The organism is Kitasatospora sp. NPDC059599 (assembly GCF_042735125.1).
Classification (GTDB): Bacteria; Actinomycetota; Actinomycetes; order Streptomycetales; family Streptomycetaceae; genus Kitasatospora.
The window spans coordinates 1-22,164 of the sequence record NZ_JBHWCL010000159.1 but is presented as its reverse complement, the minus strand read 5'-3'; the positions used below and the strand labels follow the sequence as shown (position 1 = coordinate 22,164).

Here is a 22,164-nt window from a genome sequence, read left to right as displayed (position 1 = left end):
GGTGGCGTCGGGGGCGCCCTACACACCCCCCGGGGGGGGGGGGGGGGCCGGGGGGTGGGGCCGCCCCCCCCGGGTAACCCCGGGGGTCGCTGGCCCCCTTCGGTGCGGTGTCAGGTGTCAGGTGTCAGGTGTCAGGTGTCAGGTGTCGGGTGTCCGGCGTCCGGCGGGCCGCGATGTCCGGGCGGCTCAGCGCACCCGGGTGGAGAACAGCCGGGCCGACCAGTACACCGCGAGGACGGTCATCACCACGACCACCAGCAGCCCCTGCCAGACCGCGCTGTCCCCGGCGTGCCCCGAGAACAGCGCGCGCATGCCCTCCACGGCCCAGTAGAAGGGGTTCCACCTGGCGAGCTGCTGCAGCCAGTCCGGTGCCAGGGTGAGTGGCAGCAGCACCCCGGACAGCAGCGCGATCGGCTGCGCGATGGTGTTGACGACCGGTGCCATCGCCGCGTCCGCCGGCACCATCAGGGCGATGCCGAACGAGATCGCCGAGGTCATCAGCGCCAGGAGCCCGAGCAGCAGGTAGGCGAGCAGCAGGTTCAGCGGGCTCACCCGCAGGCCGAACGGCAGCGCGATCAGCGTGATCAGGACGGCCTGCACCAGCAGCGCCACCATCTCCCGCAGCGCCCGTCCGAGCAGCAGCGCCAGCCGGCTGACCGGGGTGACCCGGGAGCGCTCGATGATCCCGGCCTTGAGCTCGCCGAGCAGGCTGAAGCCGGTGAACAGGCCGCCGAAGATGCACAGCACCGCCAACAGGCCCGGTACGTACACCTGGTAGGCGTCGGCGTAGCTGCTCGTGCCGTCGGGGGCGAGGACCTTCTTCAACAGCGGGGCGAACAGCAGGAGGTAGAACAGGGGCTGGATGATGCCGACGGCGATCCAGACCGGGGTGCGGATCATCAGCAGCAGCTGGCGCTGGAAGACCAGCCAGGTGTCGCGGGCGAGCTTCACGGTCTCCCCAGGGGGTCGTTCGGGGCAGGGTGGCGGGAGCGGGGTCACCGGGTGTCGGTGCGGGGACTGCCGCAGCGAGCGAGCGAGCGTGCCGCGGTGGCCCGGGACTGCTGCGGGGACCACCGCTGCGGGTCAGGACTGCCGCAGCGAGCGTCCGGTGCGGGCCAGGAACACGTCGTCCAGGCTGGGCCGTTGGAGCTGGACGGTGCCGGGCCTCACGCCCGCGGCGTCCAGCGCGCGCAGCAGCTGGGGGATGGCGGCGGCGCCGTCCTCCAGGTACAGCCGCAGCCCCCCGTCCCCGTCGGACTCCATGCGGTGCAGGTACGGCTGCGGGCGCAGCACCTCCGCGGCGCGTTCGGTGGCGCCCTCCCCGGCGTCCAGGCCGACCAGGACGACGTCGCCGGAGATCTCGCGCTTGAGCGCCTCGGGCGTGCCCTCGGCCACCACCTGTCCGTGGTCGACGATGGCGACCCGGTCGCAGAGCGCGTCGGCCTCGTCGAGGTAGTGGGTGGTGACGACGACCGTCATGCCCTCGGTGCGCAGCCGGCGGATCTCCTCCCAGACGTGGGCCCGGCTGGCCGGGTCGAGCCCGACCGTCGGCTCGTCCAGGAACAGCACCCGGGGCTGGTGGATCACCCCGAGCGCGATGTCCACCCGACGGCGCTGGCCGCCGGAGTAGGTGGCGCAGGGCCGGTCGCCGAATCCGCCCAGGTCGAAGGCCTTGAGCGCGTCCTCGGCGGCCCGGACGGCCCGGGCCTTGGCGGCGCCGTGCATCCGGGCCTGCAGGACGAGTTCCTCGCGGGCGCTGACGTTGTCGGTGGTGCCGCCGCCCTGGGCGACGTAGCCGATCCGGCGGCGGACCCCGGCGGGGTCGGTGAACAGGTCGGCCCCGGCGATGTCGGCCTGTCCGCCGTCGGGGCGGATGAGTGTGGCCAGCATGCGCAGGGTGGTGGTCTTCCCGGCGCCGTTGGGGCCGAGGAAGCCGTAGATCTCGCCGGCGGCGACCGAGAGGTCGATGCCGCGGACGGCGTCGACGGTCTGGCTGTCGCCGCTGCGGCGGGAGGTCTTCTTGCGGTAGGACTTGCGCAGTCCCGTGGTCTTGATCAACCGGAACTCCCGGACGGGGTGGGCTGCCACGGCACCTGGGAAGGCGGTGCTCGGCACCTGCGGAGGGCGGTGCTGCTGCGACACCCTAGGGCGAAGTGCGGCCCGGAAACAATGGCCTAGACCAATGGACGTGTGATCTCCGCTTCTGCTAAGGGCACTTCGCGCCGGAGCCGTCAGGCGAGCGCCTCCAGACGGTCCGCCGCGGCCACCGCGCCGCCCCCGGCCAGCAGGTCCCTCCCGACCTGAACCGCGTTGTCCCGGTGGCCCGTTGTCCCGAGTACGGTCAGCAGTGCCTGCGCCAGCCGTTCCGGGCCGACCCGGGCGAACGGCACCCGCAGCCCGGCCCCGGTCGCCGCCACCCGGGCGGCGACGAACGGCTGGTCGTGCCGGATCGGCGCGGTGACCAGCGGCAGGCCGTGCGCGAGCGCCTCGCCCACGGTGTTCATGCCGCCGTGGCACAGCACCGCGTCCAGCTCGCCGCGGCCCATCAGCTCCAGCACCGGCGCCCGGTCCACCGCGACCGCGTGCGCCGGGAGTCCGGGCAGCAGTTCGCGCGGCGCCGCGAACACGGCCTGCACGTCCTCGCCGCACAGCTCCAGCGCCCGGGCGGCCCGGGCGAGGAAGTCCGCGCCCAGGCCTCCGGCCAGCGTCCCCATGGTGACCAGCACCCGGCGCCGGCCCGGCCGCAGCCGCTCCCACGGGAACTGCGGATCGTGCGGCCGTGCCGCGATCACCGGTCCGACCGGAGCGTGGTGCGCCGGCGAGACGGTGCCGGTCAGTGCCGGACCGGTGGTCGCCAGCACCAGCGCGGGCGAGAAACGCGGGTCCAGGTACTCCGCCCCGGGCAGTTTCGCGCGCTCCCACAACCCGCGCAGCAGCCCGGTCATCCACGCCTCGACCTGCGGCAACGCGCGGTACGGCCGGTCGAGTTCCATCGCCCCGGGCGCGAAGCTCGCCCACGGCAGGCCGTGGCGGTGCGCGACCAGTGCGCCCGCCGGGGTGTGCTGGTCGACCAGCAGCACGTCGGGCCGGTACTCCCGCACGGCCGTGTCCAGCGGCTTCAAGGTGAACCGCGCGTACGGGACGATGAACCCCTCCCAGAGCGAGCGCAGTGCGGCCAGCCCGTGTCCGCCCTGGGCCCGGAACGCCCTGGTGCCGGTGCCGAGCACCCGCGGGCCCGGGCCGAGCAGCGGCCGCAGCACCGACTCCGTACCGGTCCAGGCGACGTCGTGGCCGCGTGCGGTCAGTTCGGCGGCGATGCCCGCGGCCGGGTTGACGTGTCCGGTCAACGGGGGCATCACCAACAGGAACCGGGTCATCGGGCACCCTCCTCGGGGAGCAGTCGCTGCAGGTCGGCGACGGTCAGCGCTTCCAGGCCGGCCAGGTCCAGCCCGGCGCGCAGCGCGGCCAGGTCGGCGGCCGGGCCGAAGCGTTCGCGCAGGCGCCCGGCCAGCGCGGCGAGTTCGGTCTCGTCCAGCAGCAGGTCGCCGTCCAGCCGGGCGTCCGGTGTGACGTGGCGGGCCCAGCCGGGCGGTGCGCCGGCCACCTCGACCACGAGTGCGACCAGCTCGGGATCCAACGGTTCCACGGAGGAAGGGGGTTCAGGATTCGACATGAGAGATTTCCCACCTGCTCGACGGCGCGGGGGTGAACGCGGCCTCACCGGAGCGCAGTTGACGCCTTCCAGGGTGCGGCCACGGCGGCGGAGGGCCCGCTTCCCCGTCGTCGGACTCCCGTGGACGGGAGCCCGGAAGACGGGCCCGGGATCACTTGTGCGACCCGGCGGGCGTCGGAATACTAGCCCGCGTGACCGCACTGGAGGCAGTGGCCGTCCACCTCCCCCCACACGTCGTTCCCATCGAGGCGGTGGGCGAGCGCATCGGCCTGACCCCACGTCAACTCCGTCTCTTCCGCCGCTTCCACGGCCTGGACCAGCTGCGTCTGGATCCGGCCGGGACGCTGCCCGACCTGCTCGAAGCCGCCCTGGACGACCTGCCGGAGCTGCGCGGACGCGAACGCGACATCCGCTTCGTGATCCACGCCCGCAGCATGCCGGTGGCGGTGCCCCACCCGCTCAACCCGCTGCACGACCTGCTCGCCGCGCGCGGGCTCGGGCGCGCCAACGCCTTCACGGTGACCCACCACGCCTGCGCGGTGGGCCTGCTGGCCATCGACCTGGCCGGCCGGCTGCTCGCGTCCGACCCCGACCCGGCGGCGCGCGCGCTGGTCCTGGCGGGGGAGAAGACCTTCACCAGGGACGCCCAGGTGGTGCCCGAGACCGGGATCTTCGCCGAGGGCGCGGCCGCCTGTCTGGTCAGTGCCGGGGGAGGGGCTCACCGGGTGCTCTCCTTCGAGGTGCGCCAGCGCCCGGAGTTCGACGGCCGCCTGGCCGGGGACCCGGACCTGCTCGCCCGCTACCAGCGCGAGTACCCGAACGTGATGGTCGAGGCGATCGAGGCCGCCCTCGACCGGGCCGGTCTGGACCTCTCCGACCTGGCCGCGATCCTCCCGCACAACGTCAACCAGGCGTCCTGGCGGATGATCGCGCGCCGCATCGGCTTCCCGATCGACAAAGTCGTGCTGGACAACGTGCGGTCGGTCGGGCACAGTTTCGCTGCAGACAGCCTCATCAATCTTCACACCGCCGTCACGCGGGGGCTGCTCCGCCGCGGCGACCACTACCTGATCGCCGCCGCCGGTGTCGGAGCCACCTTCTCCGCGATGGCCATGCGGTACTGACGACCGGTCAGTCATCCGGGATCGTCGGCCACACCCCAGAGCCCTCAGGGCGCACTTCCCACGTACGACGGGACGGTACCCCCATGTCAGAACCTGTGGTCCAGACCACTGACCCCGTGCTGCGCGAGCGGATTCTGCACGGCATCGGCGAACTCCTGCCGCGCGTCCTCAAGCGCGAACTGCCCGAGATCCCGCAGGACGCCTGCCTCTTCGACGACCTCGGCCTCACCTCCGCCGGCACCATCGAGCTCATCCTGGAGCTGGAGGAGTCGCTGGACATCCAGGTCGACGTCGAGCAGATCACCGAGGACGACCTGCGCTCGGTCACCAGGCTCGCCGACTACGTCGCCGGGCACGTCATCCCCGAGGACTGACCGGGTGGCCCCCGGCTCCTCCGGCCTGCGGATCACCCGGGCGCTCGCCCGGCGCTTCGACGGCCGCTCGGAGACCTCGCTCGACCCGGACCTGCGGGTGTTCGTCTCCGACCTGGTCCGCCCGTACGGACTGCCGCTGCGCGAGGACCTGCTGCGCGAGGGCGTCGGCCACTCCTACGAGGAGCTCGCCGCGGGACTGCTGCGCGAGGTGCTCGCCGAGGACGAACCGGTGGACCTGCTGATCCTCGCCTTCGACACCCCGGACGTGCGCCCCGGCGCGCCGTCCTCGCTCGCGCTCGGCCGGTCCGTCCCGGGCGACCCGCTCGCCTTCGCGATCTGCGACCAGGGCACCGCCGCGGCGTTCACCGCCCTGCGGCTGGCCGCCGACCACCACCGCACCGGCGGGTGCCGCCGGGCCGTGGTGGTGCTCGCCGAACAGACCGCGCTGCACTACGAGCCGTCGGTGCCGGTCCCGCTGCCGGAGCGGCACGCCGCGGTCGTGCTGGTCTGCGAGGAGGCGCCGGGCGCGGGCCTGGAGGTCCGGCAGGTCACCGGTGCCGGGTCGCCGGAGGACGCCGTACGGGCCCGCGCCGAGGAGTCGGGGCCCGAGGTGGAGGTCGTCCTCGGCGCCGGCTTCGACGCCGAGGACTTACCGGCCCAGCCGTTCACCGGGCTCTGGGCGCGGGTGGCCGAGAACCTGCCACGGTGGCGGAAGGCGGAGCAGCCCGTCCTGCTCGCCGGGTACGACCGGCGGCTCGGGGTGCTCAGCACGCTGATCCTGCCGTGACCGAGGTCGAGTTCTGGGTCATCGACACCGACCGGCCCGCGCGTGTCGTCACGGCGCTGTGGTGCTCGCTCGACGCGCGGGAGCGCGCCCGGACCGCCGGTGCGGACCCCGGGCAGCGCGACCGGTTCACGGTGGTGCGGGGCGCGGTCCGGCAGCTGGTCGGCGCCCGGCTCGGGCTGCCCCCGGCCGAGGTGGTCTGGCGGTACGGGCCGAACGGGAAGCCCGAGGCCGCGGACGCCGGCGGACTGCGGGTGAACTGGTCGGCTTCGGGCGCGCTGGCGGTGCTGGCCCTCGCCGAGGGCCGGGCGGTCGGTGTCGACGTCGAGCGGCTCCACGCGGCCCGGACGGCCGAGCGGATGGCCGCCCGCTGGTTCCCGTTCGAGGAGGCGCGCGCCGTCGCCGAACCCGCCGAGCCGTCCGAGCGGGCGGCCCGCTTCACCGCGCTGTGGTGCCGGCGGGAGGCCTGTACGAAGGCGTACGGCGGACGGCTGGCGCAGTCCTTCGGTGTGTCCGTGGGCGGCCCCTCCCCGGTGCCGGTGGCCGATCCGGGCGCGCTCGGAACGGGTCCGGCGCGGCTCTGCGACGTGCCCGTGCCCGGGCCGTTCCGGGCGGCCGTGGCGGCCCTTGGCGAATCGCCGATACATGTCAACTCGCTTGTGTGGAAGCCACTGTGACGTTCCGTCGAATCCGCTCCGCTGTGGTCTGGACCAGCTGGGAGATCCGCTGGTAGCGTCCCGGTCACACCCTCCCTGAGCCCCTCCCGGCGAGCCGAAAGGCGCGTACGACGTGACTCCGCACGACCTGATTTCCCGCGAGGCGGCTCCGGACGGAACGGCCCCGCACCAGACGCCCCCGCTCGGGACGGACCCGCACCAGGCGACGCCGACCGGGGCGGCCACGCCGGACACGCGGGCGCCCGGCACGCGAGCCCCCGACACGCGGGCGCCGGACCCCCGAGCACCCGCACCGCGAGCGGCCGACCGGCGGGTCACCGTCCGGTTCGCCGCCGCGAGCAGCGGCACCGGCCCGCTCACCCGCGGCCAGGACAACATGATCCGCTGCATCCGGAGTGACGCCCCGGAGCAGATCAACAAGGACTCGGTCTGGCCGGTGCCGCCCGGCACCTCCGTCCCGGCCGGTCTGGTCGCCCTGCGGCTGCTGGTCGAGCGGCACGAGTCGCTGCGGACCTCCTTCCCCGCCGGGCCCGGCCGGGACGGCTTCCCGGACCGCCAAGTGGTGCACCCGAGCGGCCGGTTCGCCGTGACGGTGGTCGAGGCGGACGACCACGACGACAGCCGGCTGGACGCGCTGGCGGCGGTGCTGGGCCGCGCCGACATCGCTGTCCCGCTGGACCTGGCGGCGGCGCCCCGCATCCGGTTCACCCTGGTGGCCCGGGGTGATCGGCTGCTCCGGCTGGTCGCCGTGGTCTGCCATGCGGGCGCGGACGGCGCCGCCACCGCCGTGTTGATCCAGGACTGGTACGCCCTCGCCGCGGGGAAGGAGCTGCCGCCGGTCGTCGCCCCGACGCCGCTGCGGCTCGCCGCCGCGGAGCAGAGCGCGCAGGGCCGGCGCAAGGCGGCGGCCGGCCTGCGGCACTGGGCCCGGGTGCTGGGCACGGGCCCGCAGACCGTCTTCGCGGACGCGCGCATCACCGGCCCCCCGCGCGACCACACCGCGCTGCTGGTGCGCTCGCGCGGGGCGGCCGACCACCTCGCCGCCGTCTGCCGCCGCGTCGGCGCGAGCCCGTCCGTCGTCCTGCTCGCCGCCTTCGCCGCACTGGTGGCCCACCGGGCGGGCCGCCGGGGCGAGTTGGTGATGTCGGCGCTGTCCGCCAACCGGCACCAGGCCGAGCTGATGGACCACGTCGGCACGCTCGCGCAGGACGCGCTGGTCCTGCTGGACACCGACGCGGCCGACCTCGACCAGCTGATCGGCCGCGCCAAGGCGGCCTCGCTGAAGGCCTACTGGCACAGCATCCTGGACGCCGAGCAGGTCTGGCAGCTGGTGGAGGACGTCGCCCACCGGCGCGGCGCCCGGTTCGCCCGGCAGGTCGTCGTCAACGACCTGAGCCTCACCGTCCCGGCCGCCGTCGCCGACGCCCAGGCGCCCCCGTCCGCCGATCCCGAACTGACCCCGATGCCCAGTCCGCCGCTGCCGGTGCGGCTGATGCTCGCCATCGTGCGGATCACCGGCAGCCTGGACTTCGTCCTGGTCGCCTGTCCCCAGGTGCTCGATCCGGAGGAGACCGAGGGCTTCTCCCGGGCGCTGCTCGCCCTGCTCGCTGCCGCCGCCGAAGGCCCGGTGCTGCTGGCCGACCTGCCCGCCGTGCTGGGCCCGCCGGTCGACGGCCGGGGTGACCGCTGGCGGCTGGTCGACGGCTCCTGGGTCGACCTCGACGCCGTCGAAGCCCTGCTGGAATCCGCAATCGGCCCGCACCGGCTCGTCCTCGCCGACGGCGAGCTGGTGGCCGAGGTCGCCACCGTCGACGCCGCGTTCGGCCCGGCCGCCGCGCACCGTGCCGTCGTGGCGGCCCTTCCCGGCCGGGACACCGCGATGGCGCCGCACCGCTACGTGGTCCGTCGCACCACCCCGGACGGCGAGGAGGTCGAGGCCGGCAGCGGGCGCGATCCGGAGATCGTCGCCCGGCTGTCCACGCTCACCTGAAGGAATGACCGCGGGCGGCCGCGGGCGGCTCACTCCCACGGGTCCCCGCCGGGCGCCCGGGCGGTCGCCCGCCGTTCGGTCCGGCAGGTCGGCAGGTCGGCAGGTCGGCAGGTCGGTGGGTCATCGCGGTAGTCCGGTCACCCCGGCGGGTCCGTCGCGTCCTCGGCGAACCCCCAGGGGAGGTCCCACGAGCACGCGGAGGTCGCCCCGGAGGTGAGCCCCCACGGGCTCGGGACCTCCTCCGCGTCGTCGTCCCCCTGCAGCGGCAGCCGGTCGATCACCGCGACCAGCGCGGGCGGCAGTTGCGGGGCCAGTCCGCGGTGCACCCGGGACAGGATGTCGCGCCGCACGTCCTCCGGCAGCAGCGGTCTGCTCATCCGCAGGGGTCCCGGCCCCGGTGGGTGTTCGACCGTGGACAGCTGGTCCGACCAGGCCCGCCAGTAGTCGGCGTCGTCGGTCTCGCCGAGCATCAGGTGGTGCAGGTGCAGGCAGTAGGCGGCCGTGCCGCTGCCGGAGCCGGCCGCGAAGCGCCACCAGAACTCGGCGCCCTCCTCCTTCCCGGTGGCGTAGAGCAGCGCGCCGAACACCTCCGCGCCCTCGGGCTGGATCCGGCGCGCGTTCACCAGGAGGTCGAGCCCGCGCGAGGCGTCCGGCGCACCCAGGACCAGGGCCACCACCAGGCCCAGTTCGAAGGCGGCCTGCTCGTACTCCGACGGGAGGTGGGTCGGCGCGGCGGTCAGCCGGGCCTGGCGCACCGCGGCGATCCGTTCGGCGTGGGCGCGTTCGGCCCGGGGCACGCGGAACACCGCACGCCCCCCGCCCGTCGCGCACGGTGCCCCGGCCGGTGCCCCGGTCGTCCGTCGCTCCGTCACAGCTCGCCTCCGCGGTCCGGGAGTTCGCCCACCCCGAGCCGGCGCGCCAGCCGTTCGCGGGCGTGCCGCAGGTTGGAGTGCACCGTCGCCACCGGCCGTCCCAGGTACGCCGCGATCACTCGGGGGTGCAGGCCCAGCAGGTAGCGCAGGATCACCACGTCCCGCTGCCGGTCCGGCAGTTCGAGGATCGCCGCGTACAGCCGCACCTCGTCGGCCTCGTTGTGCAGCAGGCCCTTCGCCACCTGCTTGAACGCGCCGATCACCGCCGCGAAGGTGACTGCCTCCACCTCCACCGGCTCCTCGGCGGCGACCCAGTCCGAGACGTGCCGGTTGGCCAACCGCCAGGCGTACGCGGCCGGTTCCTCGAACCGGAGCACCTGGGGCCAGCAGCGGGCCAGGTCGGACTTCACCGCCTCGACCACCAGTGCGGCGTCGGCGTGACTGCCTATCCTGGTCAACGCGAGGGCGTGCCAGGCGGGTTCGTGCGTCTCGCAGAACGCGGCGTAGGTGAGGTCCAGGCGGAGGCCGAGGTCCCCGCAGGCCGTCCGCTCCGGGCCGCTTCCGCCGGTCCAGTCCACTGCCGTCCCGCCCCGGTACCCGCGTGCGGGGGCGCCCCTGTCGATCGTCATCGAGCCTGCTTTCCGCGGCCGTCGGCTGCTCGCCGGGCCATCCGAGGGTCGGGCTGTCCGTGTCCATCCTCATTCCATCAGGCCTGTCACTCCAGGCTGCAATGCGAACACAGATTGTCATCTCATGTGATCTGTTGACTGTTTGAGCCAGTCCGCCCGTGATTGGTTGCCGGATACCGTGGGCAGCAATTCGATCGGTTGCGAGCGGTGTACCGAGGGGGAAACGATGGGGCTCTACGACGGAGTGGACCTACGGCTGAACGTGCCGCACTCGGCCAGGATGTACGACTACTTCCTGGGAGGCTTCACCAACTTCGCCGCCGACCGCGAGGCCGCCGGGCACGCCCTCGGCGTCGCGCCCTGGCTGCGCACCGGCGCCCGGGCCAACCGCTCCTTCATGCATCGCTCGACCCGCGTCCTCGCCGAGGCCGGGTTCGACCAGTTCCTCGACATCGGCACCGGCATCCCCACCTCGCCCAACCTCCACGAGGTCGCCCAGGGCGTCCGCCCGGACGCCCGGGTCGTCTACGCCGACAACGACCCGATCGTCCTCTCGCACGCCCAGGCGCTGCTCACCGGCACCCCCGAGGGCCGCACGGCCTACGTCGAGGCCGACGTCACCGACGTCGCCCGCCTGCTCGGCGCCCCCGGGCTGCGCGACACCATCGACCTCGACCGCCCCGTCGCCCTCTCCCTCAACGCCCTGCTCCACTTCGTGCCCGACGCGCGCGGCGCGTACGACCTCGTCGAACACCTCAAGTCCGTCCTCGCCCCCGGCAGCGCCCTGGTGATGACCCATGTCACCCCCGACTTCGCGCCCGAGGACATCACCAGTCTGGTCCGGATCTACGGGTCCGCCGGCACCGCCGTCCAGGCCCGCACCCGCGCCGAGTTCGCCCGCTTCTTCGACGGCTGGGACCTGCTCGCCCCGGGTGTCGTCCCGACCCCCCAGTGGCGCCCGTCGGCGGACGAGCCCACCGTTCCCGCCCCGGAGGCCTCGGCCTACGCGGCGGTCGCCGTGCGTCCCTGACCGACTGTTGACGAACCATCGGCGCCCCGGCTGCGTCCTGTGATCGAGTAGGCGGTATCGCACCGCGACGTTTGAACAGAGGGGCACCATGCACGCGCAGCCTTCGGAAACCCGCCACAGCCGCCGCGCCCTCCTCGGCCTGGGCCTCGGGGCGGCCGTCGCCGTCACGGCCGCGACCGGTGGACCGGCGCAGGCGGCGGCCACCACCGGAACACCCGGCGGCCCCGGCGGCACCGACCTCCACCACCGGCTTGCCGCCCTCGAACAGCAGCACTCGGCCCGGCTCGGCGTGTACGCCCGGAACCTCACCACCGGCCGGACCGTCCGCTACCGCGCGGACGAGCTGTTCCCGATCTGCTCGGTCTTCAAGACCGTCGCCGTCGCCGCCGTCCTGCGCGACCTCGACCGCGACGGCGAGTTCCTCGCCCGGCGGATCCGGTACACCCGGGCCGACGTCGACCGGGCCGGCGCCGCGCCGGTCACGGGCAAGCCCGAGAACCTGGCGAACGGCATGACCGTCGCCGAACTCTGCGCGGCGGCCATCGACTACAGCGACAACGTCGCGGCCAACCTGCTGCTCCGCGAACTCGGCGGGCCGACGGCCGTCACCCGCTTCTGCCGCTCGATCGGCGACCGCGTCACCCGCCTCGACCGCTGGGAGCCCGAACTCAACACGGCCGAGCCCGACCGGGTCACCGACACCACCAGTCCGCACGCCATCGGCCGCACCTACGGCCGGCTCGCCCTCGGCCGCGCCCTCCCGCCGGCCGACCGCGACCGGCTCACCGGCTGGCTCCGGGCCAACACCACCAGCACCCGCCGGTTCCGCGCGGGCCTCCCGCAGGACTGGACCCTCGCCGACAAGACCGGCACCGGCAGCTACGGCACCACCAACGACGTCGGCATCGCCTGGACCCCGTCCGGCGACCCGGTCCTCCTGGCCGTCCTCACCACCAAGCCCGCGGACGCCACCGCCGCCATGGACGAACCCCTGGTCGCCACGACCGCCGCCCTGCTCGCCGCCGCCCTCGGGTAGCTCCGCGCACGGCCCGCCGGTCGGCTCCGGCGGGCCGGCGGCCCGCACCGCTCCGCGCACGGCCCGCCGGCCCGTACGTCGGCCCCGGCAGGCCCCGCCGTCCCTCCCGTCGCACCCGTGCGCCCCCGCCACCCCGGGCACAGACTGGTGGTGGACCGGATGCAGCCCCACGACGCTGGGAGACGCATGCTGCTGGGACTCACCACCGCGCTGGTCGCGACCGTCTGCTTCGGCTTCGGGGCGGTCTTCCAGGCGCGCGGGGCACGGTCGGCCCCGCGCGCCGACCGCGTGCGGGCGGGACTGCTGGCCGCCCTGGCCCGGTCGTGGCAGTTCCTGGTCGGGACCCTGCTGGACATCGCCGGCTTCGTGCTGAGCATCGTCGCCCTGCGCAGCCTCCCGCTGTTCCTCGTGCAGGCCGTCACCAACGCGGGCTTGGCCGTCACCGCCCTGGCCGCCGTCTGGCTGCTCGGTGCGCGGCTCCACCGGGCCGACGTCACGGGCATCATCGCCGTCGTCGTCGGCCTGACCCTGCTGGCCGTCGGGTCCGGCCGGGAGGGCCGGAACCACGCCCCGGCCGCGTTCCACTGGTCGCTGCTCGCCACCACCGTCGTCATGCTGCTCGCCACCCTCGTCCTGGTGCGCCGGAACGGCACCGCGGCCGCCGCCGGGCTGGGCGTGCTCGCCGGCATCGGGTTCGGGGTGACCAGCCTCGCGGTGCGCGTCATGGACGTGTCCGGCCCGCTCGCGCTCCTCACCGACCCGGCCGCCTACGCCCTGGCCGTCGGCGGCCTCGGCGGCTACCTCGCGTACGCGCTGGCCCTGCAGCGCGGCACGGTCACGGCCGCGACCGCCGCCGGGACGGTGGTCGAGACCTTCGGCCCGGCCCTGATCGGCGTGGTGGCGCTCGGCGACGCCGCGCGCCCCGGGTTCGAGTGGTGCGCGCTGACGGGCTTCGCGGTGGCGGTCGGCGGGACCTTCCTCCTGTCCCGCTTCGGTGAACCGGAGGGCGGCCCGGCCGAGTCGTCGGCCCCGCACCCGGACGCCGACGCCGAGCCCGCCGTCCCGCCCCGGTAGCCCGCCCGGCTCGGCCGTGCGAAGGTGACGTGCCGGACAAAACGGACGGCGACACGGCCTCAGAGCGGCAGGTGGGCGATGGCGGAGGAACCCCGATCGGACCTCGACCCCCGATCGGACCTCGACCCCCGAGTGGGCTCCGGCCCCCGATCGGACCTCGACCCACGAATGGGCCCCGGCCCCCGATCGGAGCCCGACCCCCGCTCCCGGCGGCCGGCGGCGACCGAGCGGCCCGTCGCGCTGATCACCGGCGCCTCCTCCGGCATCGGCCTCGCCACCGCCGTCCGGCTGGCCGAGGCCGGCTGGCACACCCTGCTCTCCGGCACCGACCGCGCCCGCCTCGACGAGGTCGCCGCCCGCACCGGCGGCCTGGCCCTGCCCGAGGACCTGAGCAAACCGGACGGCGCGAGCCGCCTCGCCGAGGCCGCCCTGGCCGAGACCGGCCGGGTCGACGCCCTGGTCGCGAGCGCCGGCCTCGGCTGGCGGGGCCCGTACGCGGACACCCCCTCCGACACCCTGGACCGGATGGTCGAGGTCAACTTCGCCGCCCCGCTGCGCCTGGTCCGCCTCCTCCTGCCCGGCATGCTGGCGCGCCGCCACGGCCGGATCGTGCTGCTCGGCTCGATCGCCGGCCAGGTCGGCGTGCGCGACGAGTCGGGCTACTCGGCCACCAAGGGCGGGCTGGCGATGTTCGCGGAGAGCCTCTGGTACGAGCTGCGCGGCACCGGCGTGGGCGTGCGCCTGGTGCTCCCGGGCGCGGTCGACACCCCGTTCTTCGACCGGCGCGGCACTCCGTACCAGCGGGAACGGCCGCGCCCCGTCTCGGCGGAGCGGGTCGCGGACACCGTGGTCGCGACCATCACCACCGGCCGCGACCGCCTCTACGTGCCGCACTGGCTCGGCTTCCCGGCCCGCGTCCACGGCGTCGCGCCGGGGGTGTTCCGCCGGATGGCCTCCCGCTTCGGGTGAGCCCGCGGTGACCGTCGCGACCAGGGTCCTCGCCGCCGCGGCCGGCGTGGAGTTCCTGCACCTCGCCCCGGCCGCCGTCCGCCTCCCGCCGCTGCGCCGCACCCTGTGCCGCCGCACCGCCGGCCGCGGCACCGCCCCCCGCCACGTCGCCCTCACCTTCGACGACGGCCCCGACCCGCGCAGCACCCCGTACGTCCTCGACGCGCTGGAGGAACTCGGCGCCCGCGCCACCTTCTTCCTGCTCGGCGCGATGCTGGAACGCGCCCCGGGGCTCGGCCGCGACCTGGTGCGGCGCGGCCACGAGGTCGCCGTCCACGGCTGGTACCACCGGCCGCAGTGGTACCCGGCCCCCGCTCGTGACCTGCGCGAACTCCGGCGCGCCACCGAGGCGGTGACCGACCACTGCGGTGCCCGCCCGCTCTGGTACCGCCCGCCGTACGGCGTCCTGACCGCCGGCCCCGCCCTGGCCGCCCGCCGCCTCGGCCTGCGCAGCGTGCTGTGGACCGCCTGGGGCCGCGACTGGACCGCGGACGCGACCGGCGCCTCCGTCTACGCGACCGCCCGCCCAGGACTGAGGGCCGGCGCGACCCTCCTCCTGCACGACTCCGACTGCACCTCCGCCCCCGACTCCTGGCGCGCGACCCTCGCCGCCCTGCCCCTGATCGCCGCCCACTGCCGCGCCCACCGCCTCACCCTCGGCCCCCTCCGCGACCACGCGGTGCCCTCCTGAGCGCACCGCCCCCGGCCGGGACACGGTCCGGCGAAGCGCGGAAGGCCCCGCCCGCACCGGCACCGGTGCGCGCGGGGCCTTCCGTCGGAGAGGCTCAACGTTCGCAGGCGACACCGTCGTTGTCACGGTCCAGCCCGGCCCGGTAGCCGGGGTCGCCCCGGTGCAGGGGCGCCTTGCCCGCGGCCTTCGCGTCGGCGCAGTTCTTGAAGTAGACGCTGCCGCCGCCGGTGCCGCCCCCGTCGCCGCCGCCGGTCGCACTGCCGGAGGAGCCGCCGCCCGAGGTCCCGCCGGTCGTTCCGCCGGTACCGCCGGTGCCGCTGCTGCTGCCGCCGGTTCCGGTCGGGGCGCCGCCGCCGGCGGAACCGCCCTGGTTGCCCGGGGCGGCCGGGTCGTTCCGTGGGTCCGCGTAGAGCGCCTGCTGCCGGTCGGCGGGGCAGGAGGCTCCCGGTCGCACCAGCCGCAGGGTCGCTTCGGTGCCCGGGTCCAGCGGGCTTCCCTGCGGCAGTTCGCTCGTGCACGCGAGCCAGGACCCGTGATCGGCCGGGAGCGCGAGGTCCTGGTAGCGGCTCACCTCGTGGATCCGATCGGCCGTCAGGCCCGCGGCGATCAGCAGGGTCCGCGCCTCGACGGCGGTGTGTCCGCCGACCTCGGGCATGAGGGTCTGACGCGGTGCCTCCGTCGCCACCGGCGAAGAATCCGGGGCGGGCGTCTCGGTGGGCGCGGACGTGGGCGGGAGCGCGGGCGCGGGCAGCGGAGTCGCGGCGGTCGTCATCGGTGCCACCGTCGGAGCCGCGACCGGCCGGTCCTTCTTCGGCGGCCCGGTCATGACGCCGATCCAGAAGAACGTTCCCAGCACACAGAGGACCGTCAGTGCCACCTTGACGGCGACGTGGAGGCGGCGGGAGCGCCAGAGCCACACCGCGGCCACCGGCGGGACGAACACCAGGGCGGCCGCGCGTACCAGCCGGTTCGCGGGCGTCCGGGGAGGAAACGCCCGCGTCGCGGGCGGCCGGAACGAATCGTGCGTCAAAGTGCTGCTTCCTCGGGAAGGTGCGGGCGTCCCGGGAGGACCCGGTGCCGCAGGGCGTCGCCGAGTGTAAAGGATTCGCATAGGACCGGTAAGGGGTGGGTAGTGGCCCGGGCCGCCGTCCCGCCACGCCGGGTCGTCCCGCCGTCCGGGCACGTCAGGCCGACCCGCTGACCGGCCGTCCGGCTACGCCAGGCCGACCCGCCGCAGGGCCTCGCCGAAGCCCGTCCGCCACCCTTCCGGGGTGGCTCCGGGCGAGGGGGCGGGGGAGGGACGCTTCAGTGCCGCGAGGGCGTTGCGCACGACCTCGGCCGGGCGGGCGGAGGTGACGTCGGCGTGGCCGAGTTCGAGTTCGTGCTGGAGGTTGTCGCGCCCGTGCCCCTGGACGACGTCGAGGAGCAGCAGGCGCCGGCCGAGCGCGCGGGCTTCACTGCAGGTGTCGCCGGAGCTGGTGACGACGAGGTCGGCGGCGGTCATCAGCCCGGGGACCCGGTCGGTGTAGCCGAACGGGTGGAGCCGGGGTTGCCGGCGCGCGGTGGCCCGCAGCCGGCGTTCGAGTTCCCGGTTGCGCCCGGCCACCGCGAGCACGTGCGGTCCGGCGGCGGCGAGGGAGGCGGCGGTCCGGGCGAGCGGTCCGAGCCCCCAGGAGCCCGACATCAGCAGCACGCACGGGGCGTCCGCCGGCACGCCGAACCCGGCCCGCGCCCCGGCTCGTTCCGGCGGGTGGTAGAACGGCTGCCGCAGCGGCGCGGGCACGACGGCGATGTCGGCGTCCGGCCGGTAGCGGCGCACCGCGCAGGCGGCGACCTCGGAGGTGACCAGGTACAGGTCGGTCCCCTCCTGCACCCAGAGCCGGTGCGGCGTCACGTCGGTGCAGAACACGAAGTGCCGGAACTCCCGCCCCTGCCCCCACTCCTGGAGGCGGTTGACCGCCGACGTCGCGGTGGCGAACACCGAGACGACCAGCTGCGGCCGCTGCGCCTCGACCAGCCGGCGCAGCGCCGGGACCAGCCGGGCGCGGGCGGCCGCGTCGGCGAGCAGCGCGATCCGGGCGCCCGGCCGCAGCGCCGCGAAGTGGAAGGCGTCGTACACCCCGGGCAGGTCGAGCAGCCGCCGGAACACCGCTTCCCCGGCGGCGCCGGAGCGTTCGCCGAGCAGGGCCATCGCGTCGACGGTGGTGGTGGTCCAGCCGCGCTCCCGCAGGGAGTCCGCGCAGGCCTGGGCCATCACGTCGTGGCCCTGGCCGAGCGAGCCGGAGACCAGCAGGGCGTGCGGCATCGGGCGGCCCCGGTCAGGTGGTGGCGGACGCGCCGGTGGCGCTCCGGTACCAGTCGGCGTACCGCCGCACGCCTTCGGCGAAGTTGGTCTGCGGCGACCAGCCGAGCAGTCGTTTGGCCTGGGCGGAGGAGATCCGCCGCCCGGTGTAGTCGGCCTTCCGGCCGCCGATGTGCTCGATGCTGACGGGCCCGAGCAGGTCGTCGACGGTGTCGGCGATGTCGCGCACGGACACGGCCGTGGACCCCTCCAGGGCGAAGGTCTGGTCCTCGGCGGAGGGGGACAGGGCCCGGACGTGGGCGTCGGCGAGGTCCTCGACGTAGACGAAGTTGCGGCTCTGCCGCCCGTCGCCGGCGATGGTGATGGGCCGTCCGGCCAGCGCGGCCTGGACGAACCGGGCGACGACGAGTTCGTCGCGCATCCGGGGACCGTACGGGATGCCGTAGCGCAGGATGGTGAAGTGCTGCCCGTACAGCTCGCGGTAGCTGTGCACCAGCATCTCGGCGGAGAGCTTGGTGGCCACGTACAGGTGGCCGCTGTGCTCCAGCTCGATCGGCACGTGCTCGTCCAGTTCCTGCTCCTCGCCGCCGAGTTGCTCGCCGGCGAGGGCGGCGCCGTAGACCCAGACGGTGCTGGCGAGCACGGTCCGGCTGAGTCCGCTGCGCCGGGCGGCCTCCAGGACGGCCTCGGTGCCGTCGATGTTGGTCCGCACGGCCCTGACCGGGTCGGCGGAGATCTGTTCGACGTCGGCCATCGCGGCGAGGTGGTAGACCACCTCGCTGCCCGCGAGTGCGGAGGTGAGGGCCTTCAGGTCGAGGACGTCGATCCGCGCGTGTTCGGCGTCGGGGTTGAGGTACTTGTCGGTGGTGTCCACCGCGAGGACTTCGTGGCCGGCCGCGACCAGGTGGTCGACGACGTGTGAGCCGATGAATCCGCAGCCCCCGGTGACGGCTATCCGCACGTTCTTGCTCCCTTCGCTCGCGGCCGGTTATCGGGCCGGCCGCCGGTGCACGGCCGAGACGGCCTCGATGACCTGCTCCGCCTCGTCCTCCGTCATGTCGGAGTGCACCGGCAGGCAGATCTGCCGGGCGCAGACGTCCTCGGCGACGGGCAGCGGTCCGCGCCGGTACGGGGCGAACACGGGCTGCAGGTGCAGCGGCAGGTCGTAGACCTCGCCGGACAGCCGCACGCCGTGCTCCTCGGCGACCGCCCGCTTGAACGCCGCGCGGTCGGTGCCGGGCGGCAGCAGCGCCACGTACTTGTAGTAGTTGCCGCGGCACCCGGGCGGTTCGAGCACCGGCTGCGGGCCGTCCGGTCCGGCCAGCGCCTCGTCGTAGCGGCGGGCGACGGCCCGGCGGGTCTCGATGAACTCCTTGAGCCGGCGCAGGTGCACCGCGCCGACCGCGGCGTGGAGCTCGCTCATCCGCCAGGAGTAGCCGAGCAGCACGTGGTGGTTGGTGGTGAAGGAGCCCTTGCCCTGGTCGCGGTAGATCCGGGCCTCGTCGCGCAGGTCCGGCGACTCGGTGAGGATCATGCCGCCCTCGCCGCTGGTGGTGACCTTGGTCGGGTAGAAGGAGAACGCCGCGGCCAGCCCGAAGGTCCCGGCGGCGCGTCCGTCGACGCTGCTGCCGTGGGCGTGGGCGGCGTCCTCGACCAGCGGGACTCCGTGCCGGTCGCAGAGCGCCCGCAGGGCGTCGACCTGCGGGGTGACCAGCCCGCCGATGTGGACCAGGACGACGGCTGCGGTGTCCGGGGTGAGGGCCGCCGCGAGGGTCTCGGGGGAGAGCGCGAGGGTGGCCGGGTCGACGTCGGCGAACACCGGGCGCCCGCCCGCGTGGACCACCGCGCCGGCGGTCGCGTAGAAGGAGACGGCGGGGACGACCACGTCGCGGCCCCGGACGTCGACGGTGCGCAGGATCACCTCCAGCGCGGCCGTGCCGCTGCTCACCGCGACGGCGTGCGAGGCGCCGTGTTCGGCGGCGAAGGCCTGCTCGAAGCGTTCGGTCCACGGACCGAGGGTGAGGGCGCCGGTGGTGAGCATCTCGGTCACCGCCTCGGCGACGGCAGCGCGGTCGCTCTCGTCGAACACGATGCGGGCGGCTGGAACGCCCATGGGGCACCTCCGGCGGCGGGCTGCGCGAGCAGCACCGATCGGGTCGGATCCTCCCGAACCGCACGGAAAGCGGTCGGGTCAGGCACATCACGCTACTTCGCCCGGCCGGGTCGCGGCCCGTCGTCGCCGCCCGCACGGGTGATCCGGCTGCTTCCTCCGCAGGTAGGAGGGCTACTCCCGATGCGGGGCGTGCGCTCCTCCGTACGGGGGAGGGCCGTACTGCGTCCGCAGTACGCAAACGGCCTGCACCGGGACGACGACGGGGCAGGGGCCGCCGATCAAGGATTGGTCACGCTGCGGCGGACCGCGTCCCCGGGGGACGTACGGCCCGCCCGCAGCGCGCCCCTACCGCGAAAACCGCATCCGAAGGAGTCCGCTCTCCCGTGGCCACGTTCCTGTACCGCCTGGGCCGATGGGCCTTCGTCCGGCGCCGGCTGGTGACCCTCCTCTGGGTCGCCGTGCTGGCGGTCGGCGGAGTCCTGGCGGCCAAGGCCCCCGCCGCCCCCGACGACGGCTTCGCGATGCCCGGCACGGACGCGCAGAAGGCCTTCGATCTGATGAACGAGCGCTTCCCCGGCGGGCACGCCGACGGCGCCTCGGCCCGGCTGGTGTTCGTCGCCCCCTCCGGCCAGAAGATCACCGCCGGGCCCAACCAGCAGGCGGTCGAGCGGACGGTCGACGAGCTCGCCCACGCCGAGCAGGTCACGGCGGCGGTCAGCCCGTACAAAGCCGGCGCCGTCTCCAAGGACGGCACCACCGCGTACGCGACCGTGAGCTACTCCGCCAAGGCGGGCGAGCTCTCCAAGGGCGCCACCGACGCGCTGGAGCAGGCCGCCCGGCACGGCCGGGACGCCGGGCTGAAGGTCGAGGTCGGTGGCAACGCGCTGATGGCCAAGCCCGACGCGGGCGGCAGCAGCGAGGCGATCGGCATGGCGCTGTCCGCCGTCGTCCTGGTGATCACCTTCGGCTCGCTGGTCGCGGCCGGCCTGCCGCTGCTCACCGCGATCGTCGGCGTCGGCCTCGGCATGGCGCTGATCACCGCCCTCGGCAGCACCCTCGGCCTGTCCGCCACCACCGGCACGCTCGCCATGATGCTCGGCCTCGCGGTCGGCATCGACTACGCGGTCTTCATCGTCTCCCGCTACCGGGCCGAGCTCACCGAGGGCCGGACGCAGCAGGAGGCGGCGGGCCGGGCCGTCGGCACCGCCGGGTCCGCGGTGGTGTTCGCCGGCCTCACCGTGGTGATCGCCCTCGCCGGGCTCTCCGTGGTCGGCATCCCGATCCTGGCCAAGATGGGCATGGCCGCCGCCGGGACGGTCGTCGTCGCCGTGCTGGTCGCGCTCACCCTGGTCCCGGCGCTGCTCGGCTTCCTCGGCCGCAAGGTGCTGCCGCGCAAGGCCCGCAAGGCCGGCGGCGATCCGGCGCGCGCGGCGGCGAAGGAGAACGGCGGTGCCCGCTGGGCCCGGTTCGTGCTGCGCCGCCCGCTCGCGGTGCTGCTGGGCGGTGTGATCGGCCTCGGCGTGCTCGCGGCGCCCGCGCTGGACCTGCGGCTCGGCCTGCCCGGTGACGAGGCCAAGCCGACCTCCACCACCCAGCGCCGCGCCTACGACCTGCTCTCCGAGGGCTTCGGCCCGGGCTTCAACGGCCCGCTGACCGTCCTGGTGGACGCCAAGGGCGTCGCTGACCCGAAGGCGGCGGCGGACGCGGTGTCCGAGAAGCTCGCCGCCCTGCCGGGCGTCGTCACCGTGGCGCCGCCGATGTTCAACAAGGCCGGTGACACGGCGCTGCTCAACGCGATACCGGCGACCGGCCCGAGCGAGGCCGAGACCAAGGACATCGTGCACGTCATCCGCGGTGACGCGGCCGCCCTGAAGTCGGCCACCGGCGCGACGGTCCTGGTGAGCGGTACGACGGCGATGAACATCGACGTCTCGCAGAAGCTCACCGACGCGCTGCTGCCCTACCTCGCCGTGGTGGTCGGCCTCGCCGTCCTGCTGCTGCTGGTGGTCTTCCGCTCCGTGCTGGTCCCGCTGAAGGCGGCGCTCGGCTTCCTGCTCTCGGTGGCAGCCGCCCTCGGCGCCGTGGTCGCGGTCTTCCAGTGGGGCTGGCTGGCCGACCTGATCGGCGTGGAGCAGACCGGTCCGGTGATGAGCATGATGCCGATCTTCATGATCGGTGTGGTCTTCGGCCTCGCCATGGACTACGAGGTGTTCCTGGTCACCCGGATCCGGGAGGCCTTCGTCCACGGGGAGGAACCCGACCAGGCGATCGTCACGGGCTTCCGGCACAACGCCCGGGTGGTCACCGCCGCCGCGTTCATCATGATCGCCGTCTTCGCGGGGTTCATCGGGATGAGCGAGCCGATGATCAAGATGATGGGCCTGGGGCTCGCCACGGCCGTAGCCTTCGACGCCTTCGTCGTCCGGATGACCATCGTCCCCGCCGTCCTCGCCCTGCTCGGCCGCCGCGCCTGGTGGCTGCCGCGGCGACTGGACCGGCTGGTTCCCGACGTGGACGTCGAGGGCAGCAAGTTGCAGACGCCCGCCCCCGAACCGGCCCCGCCCCGGGAGTCGGTCACGGTCTGACGGCCTCGCGGGAGCGCTCGTCCAGGCAACGGAACGGGCCCGCCGGGCCGGGCGGACAACGCCCGGCCCGGCACCGGCCGACTCGGACACCGGTTCGAGCCCCTGCCGTTACCGTTGCTGTCGGGGGCCGCCGCCCGTGCGGAGGCCCCCGACCCGGCCCGCCGCCCCCACGGGGGCGGCGCGCCCCCCCCCAGCCCCCCCG

General features: G+C 74.9%; 21 protein-coding genes. 11 read left to right on the top strand and 10 right to left on the bottom strand.

Going from position 1 to position 22,164, the window contains the following annotated elements:
- Positions 1–186: 186 nt before the first annotated feature.
- From ACFV04_RS36770 to ACFV04_RS36755, 4 genes are all read right to left on the bottom strand, one after another.
- The gene (locus ACFV04_RS36770) at positions 187–951 is read right to left on the bottom strand and encodes an ABC transporter permease (protein ID WP_380535256.1); all 765 of its coding nucleotides are present in this window, start codon (positions 949–951) and stop codon (positions 187–189) included.
- Positions 952–1,083: 132 nt separating this feature from the next.
- Positions 1,084–2,088 (bottom strand): ATP-binding cassette domain-containing protein, encoded by a 1,005-nt coding sequence (locus ACFV04_RS36765; protein WP_380344845.1) that lies wholly within the window; start codon positions 2,086–2,088, stop codon positions 1,084–1,086.
- Between the two features lie 143 nt (positions 2,089–2,231).
- Entirely contained in the window at positions 2,232–3,377 is a 1,146-nt protein-coding gene (locus ACFV04_RS36760) for a glycosyltransferase (RefSeq protein WP_380535254.1), read from the bottom strand.
- The gene (locus ACFV04_RS36755; RefSeq protein WP_380344851.1) at positions 3,374–3,646 is read right to left on the bottom strand and encodes a hypothetical protein; all 273 of its coding nucleotides are present in this window, start codon (positions 3,644–3,646) and stop codon (positions 3,374–3,376) included. The genes ACFV04_RS36760 and ACFV04_RS36755 overlap by 4 nt, the downstream gene beginning before the upstream one ends.
- Positions 3,647–3,864: 218 nt before the next feature.
- On the opposite strand from ACFV04_RS36755, the gene ACFV04_RS36750 reads away from it, so the two are divergent.
- The 5 genes from ACFV04_RS36750 to ACFV04_RS36730 all read left to right on the top strand — a co-directional run bounded on the left by ACFV04_RS36750 (position 3,865) and on the right by ACFV04_RS36730 (position 8,622).
- Positions 3,865–4,797: a 3-oxoacyl-[acyl-carrier-protein] synthase III C-terminal domain-containing protein gene (locus ACFV04_RS36750; protein WP_380535252.1), complete on the top strand. Its 933-nt coding sequence runs from the start codon at positions 3,865–3,867 to the stop codon at positions 4,795–4,797.
- An 83-nt stretch (positions 4,798–4,880) separates the two neighbouring features.
- Positions 4,881–5,171 (top strand): phosphopantetheine-binding protein, encoded by a 291-nt coding sequence (locus ACFV04_RS36745; protein WP_380344856.1) that lies wholly within the window; start codon positions 4,881–4,883, stop codon positions 5,169–5,171.
- A gap of 4 nt (positions 5,172–5,175) precedes the next feature.
- Complete coding sequence (locus tag ACFV04_RS36740) at positions 5,176–5,958, top strand: hypothetical protein (protein ID WP_380344859.1); 783 nt, start codon at positions 5,176–5,178, stop codon at positions 5,956–5,958.
- Entirely contained in the window at positions 5,955–6,632 is a 678-nt protein-coding gene (locus ACFV04_RS36735; RefSeq protein WP_380344862.1) for a 4'-phosphopantetheinyl transferase family protein, read from the top strand. The genes ACFV04_RS36740 and ACFV04_RS36735 overlap by 4 nt, the downstream gene beginning before the upstream one ends.
- A 112-nt stretch (positions 6,633–6,744) precedes the next feature.
- Positions 6,745–8,622 carry a condensation domain-containing protein gene (locus ACFV04_RS36730; protein ID WP_380535250.1) on the top strand — a complete coding sequence of 626 codons (1,878 nt, stop codon included), beginning with the start codon at positions 6,745–6,747 and terminating at the stop codon, positions 8,620–8,622.
- A 137-nt stretch (positions 8,623–8,759) separates the two neighbouring features.
- Here ACFV04_RS36730 and ACFV04_RS36725 read toward each other — a convergent pair whose 3' ends face one another.
- Positions 8,760–9,428: a hypothetical protein gene (locus tag ACFV04_RS36725; protein WP_360257452.1), complete on the bottom strand. Its 669-nt coding sequence runs from the start codon at positions 9,426–9,428 to the stop codon at positions 8,760–8,762.
- Between the two features lie 62 nt (positions 9,429–9,490).
- Positions 9,491–10,123 (bottom strand): RNA polymerase sigma factor, encoded by a 633-nt coding sequence (locus tag ACFV04_RS36720; RefSeq protein WP_380344868.1) that lies wholly within the window; start codon positions 10,121–10,123, stop codon positions 9,491–9,493.
- A 226-nt stretch (positions 10,124–10,349) separates the two neighbouring features.
- Here ACFV04_RS36720 and ACFV04_RS36715 point away from each other — a divergent pair, with 226 nt between their 5' ends.
- The 5 genes from ACFV04_RS36715 (at position 10,350) to ACFV04_RS36695 (ending at position 14,962) form a co-directional block, all read left to right on the top strand.
- A complete protein-coding gene (locus tag ACFV04_RS36715) occupies positions 10,350–11,153 on the top strand; it encodes an SAM-dependent methyltransferase (RefSeq protein ID WP_380344870.1) in 804 nt (267 codons plus the stop codon).
- 88 nt (positions 11,154–11,241) lie between these two features.
- Entirely contained in the window at positions 11,242–12,189 is a 948-nt protein-coding gene (gene bla, locus ACFV04_RS36710; RefSeq protein WP_380344872.1) for a class A beta-lactamase, read from the top strand.
- A gap of 186 nt (positions 12,190–12,375) precedes the next feature.
- Positions 12,376–13,263, top strand: a complete 888-nt coding sequence (locus ACFV04_RS36705; protein ID WP_380344873.1) for a hypothetical protein — start codon at positions 12,376–12,378, stop codon at positions 13,261–13,263.
- 168 nt (positions 13,264–13,431) lie between these two features.
- Positions 13,432–14,232 carry an SDR family NAD(P)-dependent oxidoreductase gene (locus tag ACFV04_RS36700; protein ID WP_380344875.1) on the top strand — a complete coding sequence of 267 codons (801 nt, stop codon included), beginning with the start codon at positions 13,432–13,434 and terminating at the stop codon, positions 14,230–14,232.
- A gap of 7 nt (positions 14,233–14,239) precedes the next feature.
- Positions 14,240–14,962 carry a polysaccharide deacetylase family protein gene (locus ACFV04_RS36695; RefSeq protein ID WP_380344877.1) on the top strand — a complete coding sequence of 241 codons (723 nt, stop codon included), beginning with the start codon at positions 14,240–14,242 and terminating at the stop codon, positions 14,960–14,962.
- A gap of 94 nt (positions 14,963–15,056) precedes the next feature.
- Here ACFV04_RS36695 and ACFV04_RS36690 read toward each other — a convergent pair whose 3' ends face one another.
- The 4 genes from ACFV04_RS36690 to ACFV04_RS36675 form a co-directional block, all read right to left on the bottom strand.
- Positions 15,057–15,992, bottom strand: a complete 936-nt coding sequence (locus tag ACFV04_RS36690; RefSeq protein ID WP_380344878.1) for an excalibur calcium-binding domain-containing protein — start codon at positions 15,990–15,992, stop codon at positions 15,057–15,059.
- A 183-nt stretch (positions 15,993–16,175) separates the two neighbouring features.
- Positions 16,176–17,267, bottom strand: coding sequence for a hypothetical protein (locus tag ACFV04_RS36685; RefSeq protein ID WP_380344879.1), 1,092 nt, complete (start codon positions 17,265–17,267; stop codon positions 16,176–16,178).
- A gap of 13 nt (positions 17,268–17,280) precedes the next feature.
- A complete protein-coding gene (locus tag ACFV04_RS36680; RefSeq protein ID WP_380344881.1) occupies positions 17,281–18,225 on the bottom strand; it encodes an NAD-dependent epimerase/dehydratase family protein in 945 nt (314 codons plus the stop codon).
- A 27-nt stretch (positions 18,226–18,252) separates the two neighbouring features.
- Positions 18,253–19,377 carry a DegT/DnrJ/EryC1/StrS family aminotransferase gene (locus ACFV04_RS36675; protein ID WP_380344883.1) on the bottom strand — a complete coding sequence of 375 codons (1,125 nt, stop codon included), beginning with the start codon at positions 19,375–19,377 and terminating at the stop codon, positions 18,253–18,255.
- Positions 19,378–19,760: 383 nt separating this feature from the next.
- On the opposite strand from ACFV04_RS36675, the gene ACFV04_RS36670 reads away from it, so the two are divergent.
- A complete protein-coding gene (locus ACFV04_RS36670) occupies positions 19,761–21,962 on the top strand; it encodes an MMPL family transporter (RefSeq protein ID WP_380535247.1) in 2,202 nt (733 codons plus the stop codon).
- Positions 21,963–22,164: the final 202 nt, after the last annotated feature.

Bases quoted from the DNA above. Each gene is read 5' to 3' on its own strand.
- ACFV04_RS36700 (WP_380344875.1), top strand. From the start codon at position 13,432: ATGGGCCCCGGCCCCCGATCGGAGCCCGACCCCCGCTCCCGGCGGCCG.
- ACFV04_RS36685 (WP_380344879.1), bottom strand. From the start codon at position 17,267: ATGCCGCACGCCCTGCTGGTCTCCGGCTCGCTCGGCCAGGGCCACGAC.
- ACFV04_RS36760 (WP_380535254.1), bottom strand. From the start codon at position 3,377: ATGACCCGGTTCCTGTTGGTGATGCCCCCGTTGACCGGACACGTCAAC.
- ACFV04_RS36715 (WP_380344870.1), top strand. From the start codon at position 10,350: ATGGGGCTCTACGACGGAGTGGACCTACGGCTGAACGTGCCGCACTCG.
- ACFV04_RS36720 (WP_380344868.1), bottom strand. From the start codon at position 10,123: ATGACGATCGACAGGGGCGCCCCCGCACGCGGGTACCGGGGCGGGACG.
- ACFV04_RS36745 (WP_380344856.1), top strand. From the start codon at position 4,881: ATGTCAGAACCTGTGGTCCAGACCACTGACCCCGTGCTGCGCGAGCGG.
- ACFV04_RS36705 (WP_380344873.1), top strand. From the start codon at position 12,376: ATGCTGCTGGGACTCACCACCGCGCTGGTCGCGACCGTCTGCTTCGGC.
- bla (WP_380344872.1), top strand. From the start codon at position 11,242: ATGCACGCGCAGCCTTCGGAAACCCGCCACAGCCGCCGCGCCCTCCTC.
- ACFV04_RS36675 (WP_380344883.1), bottom strand. From the start codon at position 19,377: ATGGGCGTTCCAGCCGCCCGCATCGTGTTCGACGAGAGCGACCGCGCT.